The organism is Francisella salimarina (assembly GCF_007923265.1).
Classification (GTDB): Bacteria; Pseudomonadota; Gammaproteobacteria; order Francisellales; family Francisellaceae; genus Francisella; species Francisella salimarina.
This window is the reverse complement of the sequence record NZ_VOJA01000003.1, coordinates 605,931-620,967: the sequence shown is the minus strand read 5'-3', so window position 1 is coordinate 620,967 and position 15,037 is coordinate 605,931. Positions and strand designations below refer to the sequence as shown.

Below are 15,037 nucleotides of genomic sequence, written 5' to 3'. Positions count from 1 at the left end.
TATTAAGTATTTTTAATTTGAAAGAGACTATTATCGCTTTTAGATATATTTTGAGCAGGTATATTTTGACCTTTAAATTCTTTAATAAGGTTTATTTCTGTTATTTCTTGATATTTTTTAAAGAAATAAGCTTTATCTTTTAACTCACTTTTAATGCCTTTTTTTACACACTCAAGCATAAAATCACCCAATTTTCACAAAAAACTTATCTTCTTGTCTAGGTACAGGTTTAGAGTTTACTAAGTTATCCTTTAAGATATCTTCTACTTTTAGCCCCTTGATTTCTTTAAAAGCTTTAAAGAAATAAACCTTATCTTTTAATTCTTTGTCTATGTTATTTTTTACAGTTTCTAGCATAAAATTATCATAGTTAGTCTTAGCTTGCTCATCAAGTTTATATTTATGCATTGCTATATTAGGTCTTGTTGATTTGATAGTTACTTCTTCATCGCCTTTCTTGATTTTGTTATCAATAACTATATAGGCGAGGGCGTATAGTTTTACAGTACCTAACTCCTTTGATATAGTATTTTTTAATGACTTTTGTGTCATATCATAATGAAATTTACTCTGTATCTTATTTTGTAAATAGCTATTTACTTTACTATATACAGTTACTAAATTATCTCTTGTTATACTTTTAAGTAAAGTATCCCCACCAGCCCCTAAACTTTCTATTTGTTTAGTGTCTATAGGTATTCTATAACTAAAATCAACTTTTGAATTTAATATAGTTGTACTATCTACAGCATACACATCAAATATAACTTCTATATTCTTAGGATCTTCAGCAAATTTAGGACATTCAAGACTTACTGTTATTTCAGTTGTTTTTTCTGTGTAGAGAGCATTATCTATAGCAGACTCCCAAATTTCCTCAGAAGGAGCATTAGGAGCTTTATTCATTTGCTTATCAACTTTAGCATCATTGTTAATATCTATATTTATATCCAATGGATTAAATATAGTCATACATGTTTCTAATTGTTGCTCCGAATTGTCAAATTTTGCCATATTAACTTCCTATCTAAGACTAAATGTAATTCTAAAAATAATAGAACTAAATACAAACTTATATTTGTTTTCTAATAAAATATTACCGTATTAGTACTAATTTTAAAATCCTTGATTAATATTCTTTTACTCGAGTTAATAAGAATAAATATTAAAAAATTTTATTGCTACAAATTCCCCTTCAAGTGTTGAAGGGGTGGCAGACATTAGACTGACGGGGTAGTACTTTTTTGAAATCTACAAACTATCCAATTCTTTTTTAGCGGATTCTAGGTTTAGTTTATCAGCACCAGTAGGGCAGTATTTAGTATTTTCAGCTGTAGGTTTGTTATCTTGATATAGTGCTATAGCTTGGTTTAGATACTCTTTAGCTTTTGAGTTATCTTTAGGTAGTCCAGCAGAACCATCTATATATGCTTGGGCTACTAACTGTTCGCCCATGGCTATACAGTATGGAGCTTGTTTGGTTACAGAATCTATTACAGACATTAGACCACTTTGATCTGCTTGAGTATTACCATTAGCAGATGCTAATGTGTACCATTTGTAAGACTGAGCTACATTAAGACCAGGAAATTTGTCATTTGAATTATAAAAATCCCCTAGTTGATTTTGAGCGAAATTATTACCCAAATTAGCAGCTTTAGTTATATACTCTAATCCTTTAGTTTTATTTTCTTTATTATTTTGATCAAAGTAGTATATATCTCCAATTAAATAGACAGCATATGTATATCCTTCATATTCATTTTTATTCTGAGGAATACCATTTTTATTGTAGTAATCAACAATCCAATTAGAGTATTCTAAAGTTTTTTCTTTATTTTCATTTTTTGCATATATCCCAATTAAAATACCAGTAGCAATAGGATCTTTTTCTGCATAAGGAGAACATTTCTCAATTTTAGTTTCATCAGATGCTAAACCAGCTTTATAGCAATCCTCTATATCAGCAAAAGAGTAAGTTGATATAGCCAGTAATGATGTTATTAATAATGTTTTTTTCATTTTGTATTTTCCTTTTTTGGATGCTACGGTCAAGCCGTAGTATGACAATTTGTTTAATTTTTTAAGTACTACCCCGTCAGTCTAACGACTGCCACCCCTTCGACACTCGAAGGGGAATTGACTATGGGTATAGATTAGATAGTTTTACCCATTGTTGATAGATATTATCTTTATGGGCCTCTTCCCAAGCTGCCCATAAGGTAGTAGCGATGTCTATTACAAGTAATATCTCTCCTAAATATGGAATACTTAAAAAAGCTACTGCTTCTATTCCTAATCGCTTTAATCCAGATACTGCTGCTTCTTCTGCGACTTCGGCACCAAATTTTATTACAGTTTTAGATCTGTTTTCAGCGAAGCCTTTAGCAATAGTCTCAGTTGTCTTTTTCTCAGCGCCTTTAAGCGTATCAGCGATAGCCTTAGCAGAAGACACAGTAGTAGCCCCAGCATTTATAAAGTTAGCGATATCAGCACGTATAATATGCTCATCATTTTGGTTCATACTCTCAGCAAGGCTTCGAACACTTTGTATCAGCTGTAGGGTACTTATACCTAGCCCTAATGTCCCAGTTACTACATCATTCATCTTGAGTAGTTGACTAATATCTTTTTTCTTAGTCATTAAGTTATCTATCTTTTTGGTAGTCTCTGTCTCTATACTGCCAAATAGCTCTGTGCATGGTACTACTTTTAGCATCATACTCAGCTTGTGATTATTCCATTTGTTAACTATCTCAACACAGTTCTTTTGTATATCAAATACCTGCTTATACAATCCCAAACATACTATAGCATTATCTACACCTTCTGTTTGCTGTAGTTTTTGTAACTCTTCATTTAGCTCATCAATAGCACTATATGTACCATAACAACTCTCCATAATTCCTTTTACAAACTTAAATCTTAAACTACCAATAGATGTAGTTTTCAGCTCTTCATATTGCTTTTTATCTATTAGATTCTTAGTTTTTAGCTTATTCTGCTCATCTAGCTTCTTGAGATAATCATCAGTCTCAGTATATACTTACTGTTGGAACTCTCTATAAGAGTTCTCCTCTACGAAGTAGTGAGTCTCTCCTCTATAATATCTAGTCTCTACAGCTATATTTCTCTCACTAGCAGCTTTAGCTAATAGTGGGCTAACTTCTTGAGCTACTCTAACATTTGTATCAAATTTACTATTTAGTAATATTCTAGTGATAGATTTACCATTCGGTGCACCAAAGAAGTTCTTAACCTCAAAGCTATTTTCTACCATCTGAGTGAACTTATCTTTTAGTGCTTTGTCACTAAGGATATTCCTTGTAAACTCATTATTAGCATATCTGATATGTACTTTGTTTATAAAGCTAGTTATAGCAGTTTCTACTTTTTCATCTGTGATAAGGCTAATAGTAGCAGAAGGGATATCCTTACCCTTGATAATACTATCAACTAGTTCATAAGTAGTAACACTAGTTTCCCCAGCTATTTTTTTAGCACCTTTTTTCATATACTCTTCAGAGTATTTCATCACGGCTTCATTAAACTGGTTTCTAGGTACAGGAGTATCTTTAGCCTGAGATAGTATTAGTTCAACACTATTACTTAGAGCTAGTTTCTTAGCATCATAAAGACCTTGAGATTTATCAGCTGGTACAGTATCACTTGGTATTAGTAGTTCAGATACCTTTGGTTTACCTCCCTCTAAGAAGGTGTTTAAATAATAAAGAAAAATAACTTGTTGAATAAATTTAATGTAGCCCAAGTAGTGTTTTTCAGTCATAAAAAATCTTTCACTACAAATAAATGTTCATAGTTTTAATTTATACTGATAGAAATGATTAATCAATTTTTGAATATTAATATTAGCTAATTATTTTAAAAAGATATATTCACTTTTTTTGATCTTTTTTAATATATTTTTATAGGCTCTTTTTCTTACAATTTTATCTGCTATATTCAGAGCAAGAACCTCAAAAAGAATTCCTATTATCATTAAAAAGATACTAAAAAATATCATAAAGTAATTTTTTTCAAAAAACATTAAAAGTAAATAACCAATAAATAAAAAAAGTATCATTAAAAAAGCGTATAAAAGTCTAATTTTTTTCAAAAACTTGTTGTACTTAGAAGCTTGCCCTTTCTTGATAAGAATTTTATCTTTTTCAAAATGGAGTATTCCGGACGAACCAAGTATTTTGATTTCAAAAGGTTTTAAAACCTCAAGGGCTTTAAATAGCAAATTAGTTTCATAGTGATTATATATAGTGATTTTGAAATTTGAATATAATAGCTGACCAGCTGAAAGCAATAATTTTAATTCAATTGTTTTTTTGAAAAAAGTATTAGGGTTATTAGCTATGTTTGTAGATAGGTTATTTAATCTTTCAAGTTTTTTATATATTCTATTTTCTTTTGAAAAAGGGTTTCTAAAGTGTTTATATAAAAATACTGATATTATGACTATTACTATGACAATAATAGATTGTGTTTTAATATTATTTGTTAGCTCAATTAAAGAGTTTATTTCAGATATTAGCTGGCCCATGATTCACCTTCATAAAACATTACTTTAGTACAAATTCCCCTCTTGAGAGGGGTGCCAACTTGTTGGCGGGGTGTGGTTATTTTAAAGTACTACCCCGTCTTGCTACGCAATCCACCCCTTCAACACTTGAAGGGGAATTGGTTACAAACTATCCAACTCTTTCTTAGCAGATTCTAGGTTTAGTTTGTCAGCACCAGTAGGGCAGTATTTAGTGTTTTCAGCTGTAGGTTTGTTATCTTGGTATAGTACTATAGCTTGATTTAGATATTCTTTAGCTTTTGAGTTATCTTTTGGTAGTCCAGCAGAACCATCTATATATGCCTGTGCTACTAATTGTTCGCCCATAGCTATACAGTATGACATTGGCTTATCTTTTGCAAACTGCATTAGCTGATTTGTATAGCTATCGCTTTTACTTTCTTGATTTTTATTTATATCTGATATTTTAAACCACTTATAAGCTGTAGCTATATTTTGGCTTGGGTCGCTTTCATCAACTACATAAAACGTGCCTAATTGATACTGAGCATAATCATTACCCAAATTAGCGGCTTTAGTTATATATTCTAGCCCTTTAGTTTTATCTGCTTTGCCAGCTTGTCCAAAGTAGTAGATATTGCCTATACCTGTTAATGTTCCAGTATATGATTTCAATTCATTTTTATTTGTTGGAACTGTTTTTTTACTATAGTAATTATCTACTTTTAACCCATGTTTTAAAGCATCTTTGTAATCTTCAATTTGAGCATACGCATTTGTTATTAAAACTTGAGCATCTATATTATCTTTTTCTGCATATGGTAGACACTCTTCAATAGCTTTATTGTAATCTTTTTTTAAAGAAGCAATTGTACAATCTTCCATACTCGCAAATGAGTAAGTTGAAATTGCTAGCAGTGATGTAATAAATAATGTTTTTTTCATTTTGTATTTTCCTTTTTTTGGATACTACGGTCAAGCCTTAGTATGACATTTATATTTTTGTATTTTAATTATGGATATAAGTTTGATAACTTCACCCATTGTTGATATATATTATCTTTATGGGCTTCTTCCCAAGCAGCCCATAAAGTGGTAGCGATGTCTATAACTAATAGTATCTCTCCTAAATATGGAATACTTAAAAATCCAGCTGCTCTTATTCCAAGTCTTTCGATCATATATAGTAATCTTGATTCTCCAGCTTCAGCAAGAGCAGTACGAGTACCAGCTTTTTTAGCAAAAATTGAAGCTGTTTTTTCTGCTCCATCCTTAGCTCCAGTTTCAGCGGCTTTCTCAGCGCCTTTAAGCGTATCAGCGATAGCTTTAGCAGAAGACACAGTAGTAGCACCAGCATTTATAAAGTTAGCCATATCAGCACGTATAATATGCTCATCATTTTGGTTCATACTCTCAGCAAGGCTTCGAACACTTTGTATCAGCTGTAGGGTACTTATACCTAGCCCTAATGTACCAGTTACTACATCATTCATCTTGAGTAGTTGACTAATATCTTTTTTCTTAGTCATTAAGTTATCTATCTTTTTGGTAGTCTCTGTCTCTATACTGCCAAATAGCTCTGTGCATGGTACTACTTTTAGCATCATACTCAGCTTGTGATTATTCCATTTGTTAACTATCTCAACACAGTTCTTTTGTATATCAAATACCTGCTTATACAATCCCAAACATACTATAGCATTATCTACACCTTCTGTTTGCTGTAGTTTTTGTAACTTTTCATTTAGCTCATCAATAGCACTATATGTACCATAACAACTCTCCATAATTCCTTTTACAAACTTAAATCTTAAACTACCAATAGATGTAGTTTTCAGCTCTTCATATTGTGCTTTATCTATTAGATTTTTAGTTTTTAGTTTATTCTGTTCATCTAGCTTCTTGAGATAATCATTAGTCTCAGTATGTACTTGCTGTTGAAACTCTCTATAAGAGTTTTCCTCTACGAAGTAGTGAGTCTCTCCTTTATAATATCTAGTCTCTACAGCTATATTTCTCTCACTAGCAGCTTTAGCTAATAGTGGGCTAACTTCTTGAGCTATACTAACATTTGTATCAAATTTACTACTTAGTAATATTCTAGTGATAGATTTACCATTCGGTGCACCAAAGAAGTTCTTAACCTCAAAGCTATCTTCTACCATCTGTGTGAACTTATCTTTTAGTGCTTTGTCACTAAGGATATTCCTTGTAAATTCATTATTAGCATATCTGATATGTACTTTGTTTATAAAGCTAGTTATAGCAGTTTCTACTTTTTCATCTGTGATAAGGCTAATAGTAGCAGAAGGGATATCCTTACCCTTGATAATACTATCAACTAGTTCATAAGTAGTAACACTAGTTTCCCCAGCTATTTTTTTAGCACCTTTTTTCATATACTCTTCAGAGTATTTCATCACAGCTTCATTAAACTGGTTTCTAGGTACAGGAGTATCTTTAGCTTGAGATAGTATTAGCTCAACACTATTACTTAGAGCTAGTTTCTTAGCATCATAAAGACCTTGTGATTTATCAGCTGGTACAGTATCACTTGGTATTAGTAGTTCAGATACCTCTGGTTTACCTCCCTCTAAGAAGGTGTTTAAATTTTTACCTGTAATTTGTGTTAGGCTGTTGGCTATCCATGTGCGAATTATATCATCAGGGTCGCTGTTAGCAGGCTTCAATGCTCTAGTAATATATTTCAAACCATCAGGAGCTTTGCCTTTTGCATAAGCACCTATATCTGTAATTACTGTCTTAGGATTATCCTTTTGTACATAAGTAACTTCAGGATCTCCTTTGAGATTGAGTTTCTCATCATAAGTTTTGACAGTTTTTTTATAATAATAGATATGATACTCATAAGTTGTCAGTGTATAGCCTTTTAAAGTAGCATCCTGCCTAGTAAAGTCACTATCTGTTGTAGACATAGCGTCATAAATAGTTGGTGTCGGGATATCTACTTGTACCTCTAGCTTATCTACAGGTCTATTACTAATTACATCATACAAGCTATCAGTATCTTTGGGATCTAAGCTAAGATGATTGACAGTATCAAACCATTTTTCAAAGCTACTACTATAGCCATACGCTCCTTGACTGAATATATCTCGCCAGCACTCTATCAGGCTATCATTAGGATCCACCCATTTTAATCCTTGCTTTTGAAATGCTTCCATTAGATTACGCATCAGCTCACGTACTTTGGATCTAAGGTTATATTTTAGGCGATCTAAATCAATAGTACCTTTGGTACGATCTACCTCATCTAGTTTATCTTTTTTTGCTTTCCAAGTTGTTAATTTTTCTTTATAGGTCTTTTTTACATTATCATCTGAGAAATAAGGGTTTACGAATATTTTATTTAAAAGACTATCAGTATCCATACCTCCAAAGTCAACATCCAACAAACCACTAGCTTGCGGATTAAATAGGAAGTTTGCTATCAAAATAGAGCTTTTGCCATAGTTATTAGCTTGAATTTGGACACAAACATTACTTAGTTGAGTTTGTAACCAGTCTATAGCGAAGTTATTATTATTCATGACTCCAAGAGGATTGTCTAATAGCAGATTCCAACCTATAGTTTTATGGTTATAGTTATAGATAGGGTAGGCTTCTAGCTTTGTCCACTGTGTTTGAGTTGCACCATTATCTTGATAGTTATATTTGATATCACGAGCTTTAGCTTTGGCATGAGAGATATTCTCTACTAGACTCATATCAAAGCTATCTTTGAGATTAGCTACTTTTAAACTCTGTGCATGAAGATTTTGTAGGTCAGAATCTGTCTCTATCTTAGATAATCTAGCAGATGATAATTGTACAGTACTAAATAGTACAACTACTTTTTGTAGCTTATAAGTTGCTTGATCTTTTGCATAACACGCTGGTAGGGGAATCTGAGCTTTGGCACTATCTGCATCTGCTACACGATAGTCACAGTCTTTATACTCTGATATATCAACCTCTGCATAGAATGTATTATCATTAGTAATACTAGATTTATATTCTTTGTACAAAGATAATTCCGCATAACCCTCAACTTTGCTATCTTGCAGGAAGATATAAACATATCCCTCTGCCATAGTTTCAGCATTTATAGGTTGTAAGTCTTCTATAATCTGACCTTGTAAATATTTTTTTATTGTAGATACTTTGGTTTGATTAGATTTTTTATCTTCTTCTAGAGCATTTTTTTTGCTATTAAGTTTGTTTATCTCTATTTCAAGTTTAGCAATATTACTATTAATGTCTGCTAAAGCTTGTTCACGTAGTTGGATATCTGATTCACTAACGCCTGAGCTTTTGCACATTCCAATAGCAAATTGAGTATTCCTTTGATCTCTTTCAAGTTTTGATTTTTGAGTTTGTAAGGAAGCTTTTTGTTTTTCAACCTCAGCTATTGCAGCTTGTTTTTTTACAACGTAATTTTTAACTCCATTATCAATTAACTGATCCAAATTACTATAGTCTGTTGGTAGCTCTATTAACTTATCTTGATCTGCAGAATCAGGTATATATAGATTAGTTATCTCTCTTAGTATATATTCTTGTTGCCCTGTAGATAGTCTACTTAATACCGCTATATTGCTTGTAGTATCTGCTTTTGGTGTATTATTGGGAGTGTTCTTACGCCATCTTGGTGTTACTAGTAGATGTTGTAAACCATCTTTTAAGTCTGATTTTCTAAGACCTCCATCAGCTCCTGCTTCAGCATCTGCTACTAGACTATTAACAAGATCATCCAAATCATCCATTTTTTTTACATCTGAACTTTTACAGTTATTGTAAAAATTCATAGTTGATGTCAAAAATTTCTTATCTGATATATCAGTAAATTTACTATTGCCCATCGTCTTGCTCACCAATATTATATTCTTTAGCAATTATCTTAGATTCTTTTGCATTTAACTCTAGTTTTTCTATTTCCCAATTCATACCTTGTAGCCCAGTCAAACTATATTCAGCATAACCTCTAGTTGCTTTGTTTGACTGCATAGTTATATCGCCTTTGATATTCGTCTCTGCTTTTTTGGTATAGTCTTCTAGTTGTACGGTTTCTGTATGTTTTTTTATTTCATTCTCGGCTATGTTTTTAGTTTCATAGCGGTCACTTAATTTTTTAGTTTCTTCAAACTTAGCATTATGAATGACACTTAGATTACCTTGATGATCTCGCTTGTAGATCGCATCGGTAGATATATCTTCGGCTTTAGCTAAACTATCTGTATGGTAGCTTTTAGCTTGAGCTAATTTATTAGCTTGATATTGACCTACTAGCTTTGAAGAATTGGTATTATTATAGTTCTGCGATGTGTAGTTATCATGCCATGTTAGGATATCTGTCTCAGGATTATCATCACTAGCTACTAGCTTGTCTGTATAGACTATATGTTGTTCTAGATTTGATTGATAATTGATACCACTATCATCAGCAGTTATGATTTCATCAGCATCGGGTAGGGGAGCCAAGTCAGATTTGATAGCTTTGAGCTGACATAGTTGTACAGTCAGTGTGCTAGTATTACCATTTATGTCGAATTTAAATACCAAAGGTTCGGCATCTTTTAACTCAACAAAAACTCGCTGCTTGGATATCTCAACACTATTTCCAGATATCTCTAAACTACCTTTGCCAAATATACTCCAACCAACTACTAAACCATAAGTTTTTGTTTTGCTAAGAGGTTCTGCTTGGATACTTATACTTTTGATATTTTCATCAAGATTCGTTCCTTGTGCTATTAGCTGAGTTTGATTATCAAGTGTAATCTTAAAATTATAGTTATTCTGCTTTTTTTCAAAGCTATAGTATTGTTTTGTTAATTTTTCTTGTTGACCATCTAGCTCTATCTTGTTTGCAGTTGGTCTCTCGGTAGCCCAAATAACTGTAGTTTGATAATTATCATTAATCTTTGCAGTATTAAGCTTAAAATCTGTAATAAAATTAGTATCTACAGCATTAGTAGCTGATTTATTTTCACTGAAATTTTTGATGAAATATCTATGTAGATAATTATCACTATTTATAGTATGTCTATAATGATCTGTAGCTTTATCTGAAGTAGTTCTCTTATCTACAGTTATATTCTCTATATCGCCATAGTTTAGGGCTATATCTCCAGCTGCTATATCTATAGCACTATTTATACTACGCTTGATAATTCCTTCAAGGTTAGGGTAATCATTTGAGAAAGTATTTCGAGTAAAGTCATCATTATGACTAGTAGTATTCTCACCACCTAAACCTAACTCACTAACTTTGCCCTCTGAGCTTTGACCATATAAACTAACTTTGGAGTAATCTTGCCCAGCTCTAGTCCGTGTGAAACCTAGTCCAACATTACCTGCACTATATATACCACTATCTTGGATGTTCTTGCTACTTACATGCTCATCTGCTGTAGCATCACTACTAAATCCTAAACTTACATATTCACGATTATTATCACTAGTTGCTAATACCAGTCTACTATCACTTTGTGGACTACTATATACACCACCAGTTTTTGAACTACTCAAGCTTACATTTCTAGTATAGCTAAGATCTTTATCTTGATTAAAAGGTATATCGGATTTTATGGGTAATTTATTATATTTTCCTAGTCCTTGTTGACTATTATATTTAAACCCTTCCACAACCTTAGTTAGTGGTTTAGCTGCTAGAGGAGGGTACCAAGGATTATCTGTTAATTCCAAAATATTTAGATGAGTCTCTATAGCCCAATGTTTGGTTTCTTCAACATTTGCTCTGATATGAGAGCTATATACCCAATATTTTTTAGTTTCGACACCACTAGTTAGTTCAATAATATCTCCTTCACGATGCACTATATTTTCAAGAGTTAGCTGACTTAGTCCATTCAAACTATTAATACTAAGATTAATACGTTTGGTTAGTTCTTTGGCATCGTTTTGTTTGAAATTATTATCATAAAAAATTCTAGCAGCATTTTCTTCAGTGATTGCAAAAGGAGAATCTGCGATTGTTGCATCTTGTCCAAGATCTATATCATAACCAAGTATATCTAGATCTGGTAAATGTTTATATGTATGTTTTTTGAAGCTTTTGACTTGATTTATAGCAGTTTGATTAGCTGATTTAGTTACATTATAGCTACCACTCATTCCTATCAAATCATTAGGCTGGCTATATATATCAACAACATCTCTATCTAAAAATTTGTCATTAGCTATATAAAAACCATAGTTATTAAATTGATAATTAAAAAATTCAAAAGCATTACCATTTAATAGTTGGCTACTATTTTGTTGTATTTCTAGAGAATCAAATAACCCTATGAAGTCAGCTTGAGTACTACATAAAGTTTCTAACATATTTGTAATTATTGCTTGATTTGAAGAGTCACTAAACATTTTCTTTAGATAGTAATCTTTAAGAAAACCAACAACACTTCTACAGATAATTCTATACATCTGACGAGCTTGTTTTGAGTCATAGCCCAAAATAGCCTCTTTAACATATCCTCGTATAGAGCCACCGGTGATAGCAACACCTGAGTAACTAAAATCAAAGCGACAACCTATGAAGCTCTGAATATTTTCGTCAGTATATGCTATAAACTCTACATCATAGCCATTATTGATTTTACCTAGATACTCAAAGCTAGCTACTTCTAGCTCTAGTTTTTGATCATCTATACTTAAAGTTAAATGTCTTTGGATACTCATGATTTTTACAACCTTTTATATACTATATTCAAAAAGTAAAGTTATAATCTTTTAATTTTTCTTCTTTGAAATTTCTCTACTATTGATTTGTACATAAGCTTTGCAAGAACTTTCATTTCAGTGAAATATCTAGGAGTACCAAGTTCTCTTTCAACTAAAAATGCCACAACAAGTGTGAAGTACTGGTCTAGATTAAAAGCCCATAACCATATCATACCAACCCAACTAAGTAATAAGAAGAATGTGTATATTTTGCCCCCGATTAAACTAGCGATATAAACAATTAGTATGGTTGTAACTATCCAAGCAAGATTTAGTAATGTATATCTTATTAGAGTATTACAGTGAGTTTTTAACCATTTTTTTGGTTGCTGTTTTCTTTCTTTATTTGCAAAAAATAGTACAAAAGCCATTAAAGGGATAAAAAACACACTAAAAATATATAACAGATAAGTCATTTTCATTCTTTGTTTCGTTGTCATAATTTTACCTTTTATCTTGTTGGCTTCCAAACCAGTCTTGTAATAATATTTTTACCATTATAATCTGTTAGAGGAGTTGACTTGATATTACAGTCTTTAGTAACAGATAATACATCAAAGCTACTCCCTCCCTTGATAACAGCCTCTCCATAGTCCCTACCCAAAAAGTCTAAACTATTAGGAGAAGATGCTGAGTTATCACATATTTTTTGACCATTATTAGAAAGTGATACAATTTGCTTAGGTGTCGCTAAACCTAAATTACCATATAAAGAAACTGTACGTATATAGAATGTTTGTAAGCTTTGTTTTGTGAATTTATGTACAGCTAGAGGATTTTCTTGCTCCTCAGTTGTTAGATGCTCTCCTAAAGACGATACACTAATATTATTCAATGGATCTTTTGATATTGCATAGTTCCCATCCTCTCCACTAAAAACTAACATATTAAGTCTATAAACGTTACCATTATCAGTCTTTAGAGATAACAGACATTTTTCACCATTAGGGTCTACTGAGGAAATTATACTTTCACACCCAGGTGTTGTACCTATTATTTGCCTACTTTCAGTAGTATTTTCAGCAACTGCTTCTTTTACTTCTACTGGATCAGTAATAACATAAGTTTCACTCTTAGGTTTAAACCATGTGCTTAATCCATATAAGTTAGCGACCCCTAGTAATAGTGAAATAGTTAAGATAAAAGGCTTATTTATAATCAGAGAATTCGTATCAACAGTATATGAGGTATCATAATGATTTTGATTTTCAAGGCTAGGCAAATATTGTTGATTTAATTTATCCAAAATTTCTGTCATACTCTGTATACGATCTTCTTTTTTGAGTTCAAGCATAGACATAACTAAATCTTGTAGATCACTATCTATATCATTCGGCTTCTCTGGGGACATCTCTAGTTCTAAAGCATCTTTGGCATTTTTGCCATTATACGGGTGATGTCCTGTAAGCATTTCATACATGATACACCCTAGTGCATACACATCATCAGCAGGAGAGGGTGCTTGTCTAGTTAGCATTTCATAACTAGCATATTTAGGAGTGAATGCGGCAAATGTTGTTGGATCAAAAATAGAAGCATCAGGATCTTTTTGATTAAAATTTGTTGTTTTTATTGTTCTTGCAATACCAAAATCAAAAATCTTAATATCGCCATTTTCTAGCACAAAAATATTAGATGGTTTAAGATCAGAGTGTACAATACCTTGATTATGTACATACTCTAGTCCCTTAGCCACCTCATTTATAATATGTTTGACTTGTTTGATGTAGTTTTCACAATTAGGTTTTGCTTTTCCGCTATTGCGAGCTTCTTTCATCCATTCTTTAAGGTGAATACCATCGATTAGCTCCATAACCTTATATACAGCATCATCGCATCTATTGAAATCATATACTTTAATAACATTAGGATGAGATAATTGTTGTTCTTTGTAAGCTTCTCTTTGTAGAGCTAAAAATGCTTGTTTATATTTTTTGACATCTTGGCTAAGTACCTTGATAGCAACAGAGCAGTTGTTTGGTTTTACCTGCTGACGGATAATATCTGTAGCTCGATATACTATCCCCATACCACCAATACCAATGATATCCTCTAGTTGAAATCTATCATTCAAAACTCTTTTCTCATCAAGCATTTGATAGGCAAGTTTTTTATCTTTATTACCTATTGAAAGGTTTGTGCTTGTTCCAGCAGTTAAAGTAGCATCGCTATCAATGCTAATAATTTTTGATTCTTTTTGTTGAATTTTAGGTTTACTTTTGGATGGCTGTTCAATGATAGTAATGGTTTTATCGGTGTCTGCTTTGACTATTTTAGATTTATCTTTTGGTTCTTCTTTTTCATCTTTGACTTGAGTAGAAGATTCTTTCGTTAAATTTGAATCAGCTTTATTACTAGTAATATTTGCTACTTTGCCTGTAGCTTGCTTTTTCAAAAAATCACTCGCTAACCCAGAAGCATTTCGTTCAGGTTTAGAAATCTTATCTTCAGTTATAGATTTGACTGTAGTGGTGCTTGATTCAGGTGTGGTTTTTGTACTCCCTTTAGCTTTAGCAGCTGTAGTTTTAGTAGCACTTGATTTTGCTCTAGTTGCAGCGCTTTTAGTTTTTGTGGTCCCCGTAGCTTTTTTAGTAGCTGTGGTCTTTGTAGTACTTGATTTTGCTCTAGCTGTTGTGGTTTTAGCTTTTGTAGTACTTGTTGTTTTTTTAGTAGTTGCCGAAGTAGGCTTTTTTGTAGTACTACGCTTAGCTGTAGTTGTTTTTTTATTTTCTTCTTGATTATTATTTTCTTCAGCCATTTACC

The 15,037-nt window shown here is 32.1% G+C and carries 11 protein-coding genes; all 11 read right to left on the bottom strand.

The annotated features are described in order from the left end of the window. Nucleotides 1–2 precede the first annotated feature (2 nt). Nucleotides 3–179, bottom strand: coding sequence for a hypothetical protein (locus FQ699_RS09685; RefSeq protein WP_179951668.1), 177 nt, complete (start codon nucleotides 177–179; stop codon nucleotides 3–5). 4 nt (nucleotides 180–183) lie between these two features. Further along, nucleotides 184–1,014, bottom strand: coding sequence for a hypothetical protein (locus FQ699_RS05380; protein WP_146421455.1), 831 nt, complete (start codon nucleotides 1,012–1,014; stop codon nucleotides 184–186). Nucleotides 1,015–1,251: 237 nt separating this feature from the next. Continuing rightward, the gene (locus FQ699_RS05375) at nucleotides 1,252–2,022 is read right to left on the bottom strand and encodes a tetratricopeptide repeat protein (RefSeq protein ID WP_146421454.1); all 771 of its coding nucleotides are present in this window, start codon (nucleotides 2,020–2,022) and stop codon (nucleotides 1,252–1,254) included. A 121-nt stretch (nucleotides 2,023–2,143) separates the two neighbouring features. Beyond that, nucleotides 2,144–2,902 carry a hypothetical protein gene (locus tag FQ699_RS05370; RefSeq protein ID WP_146421453.1) on the bottom strand — a complete coding sequence of 253 codons (759 nt, stop codon included), beginning with the start codon at nucleotides 2,900–2,902 and terminating at the stop codon, nucleotides 2,144–2,146. A 144-nt stretch (nucleotides 2,903–3,046) separates the two neighbouring features. Then, the gene (locus tag FQ699_RS05365) at nucleotides 3,047–3,787 is read right to left on the bottom strand and encodes a hypothetical protein (protein ID WP_146421452.1); all 741 of its coding nucleotides are present in this window, start codon (nucleotides 3,785–3,787) and stop codon (nucleotides 3,047–3,049) included. A 90-nt stretch (nucleotides 3,788–3,877) separates the two neighbouring features. Beyond that, nucleotides 3,878–4,552 carry a hypothetical protein gene (locus tag FQ699_RS05360; RefSeq protein WP_146421451.1) on the bottom strand — a complete coding sequence of 225 codons (675 nt, stop codon included), beginning with the start codon at nucleotides 4,550–4,552 and terminating at the stop codon, nucleotides 3,878–3,880. A gap of 141 nt (nucleotides 4,553–4,693) precedes the next feature. After that, nucleotides 4,694–5,476 carry a tetratricopeptide repeat protein gene (locus FQ699_RS05355; protein ID WP_146421450.1) on the bottom strand — a complete coding sequence of 261 codons (783 nt, stop codon included), beginning with the start codon at nucleotides 5,474–5,476 and terminating at the stop codon, nucleotides 4,694–4,696. A gap of 68 nt (nucleotides 5,477–5,544) precedes the next feature. Further along, entirely contained in the window at nucleotides 5,545–9,393 is a 3,849-nt protein-coding gene (locus FQ699_RS05350; RefSeq protein WP_146421449.1) for a hypothetical protein, read from the bottom strand. After that, nucleotides 9,383–12,232: a hypothetical protein gene (locus FQ699_RS05345; RefSeq protein ID WP_146421448.1), complete on the bottom strand. Its 2,850-nt coding sequence runs from the start codon at nucleotides 12,230–12,232 to the stop codon at nucleotides 9,383–9,385. Before FQ699_RS05345 ends, FQ699_RS05350 begins: the two co-directional genes overlap by 11 nt. Nucleotides 12,233–12,273: 41 nt before the next feature. Beyond that, the gene (locus FQ699_RS05340) at nucleotides 12,274–12,714 is read right to left on the bottom strand and encodes a hypothetical protein (protein WP_146421447.1); all 441 of its coding nucleotides are present in this window, start codon (nucleotides 12,712–12,714) and stop codon (nucleotides 12,274–12,276) included. An 11-nt stretch (nucleotides 12,715–12,725) separates the two neighbouring features. Further along, nucleotides 12,726–15,032: a serine/threonine-protein kinase gene (locus FQ699_RS05335; protein WP_146421446.1), complete on the bottom strand. Its 2,307-nt coding sequence runs from the start codon at nucleotides 15,030–15,032 to the stop codon at nucleotides 12,726–12,728. Nucleotides 15,033–15,037: the final 5 nt, after the last annotated feature.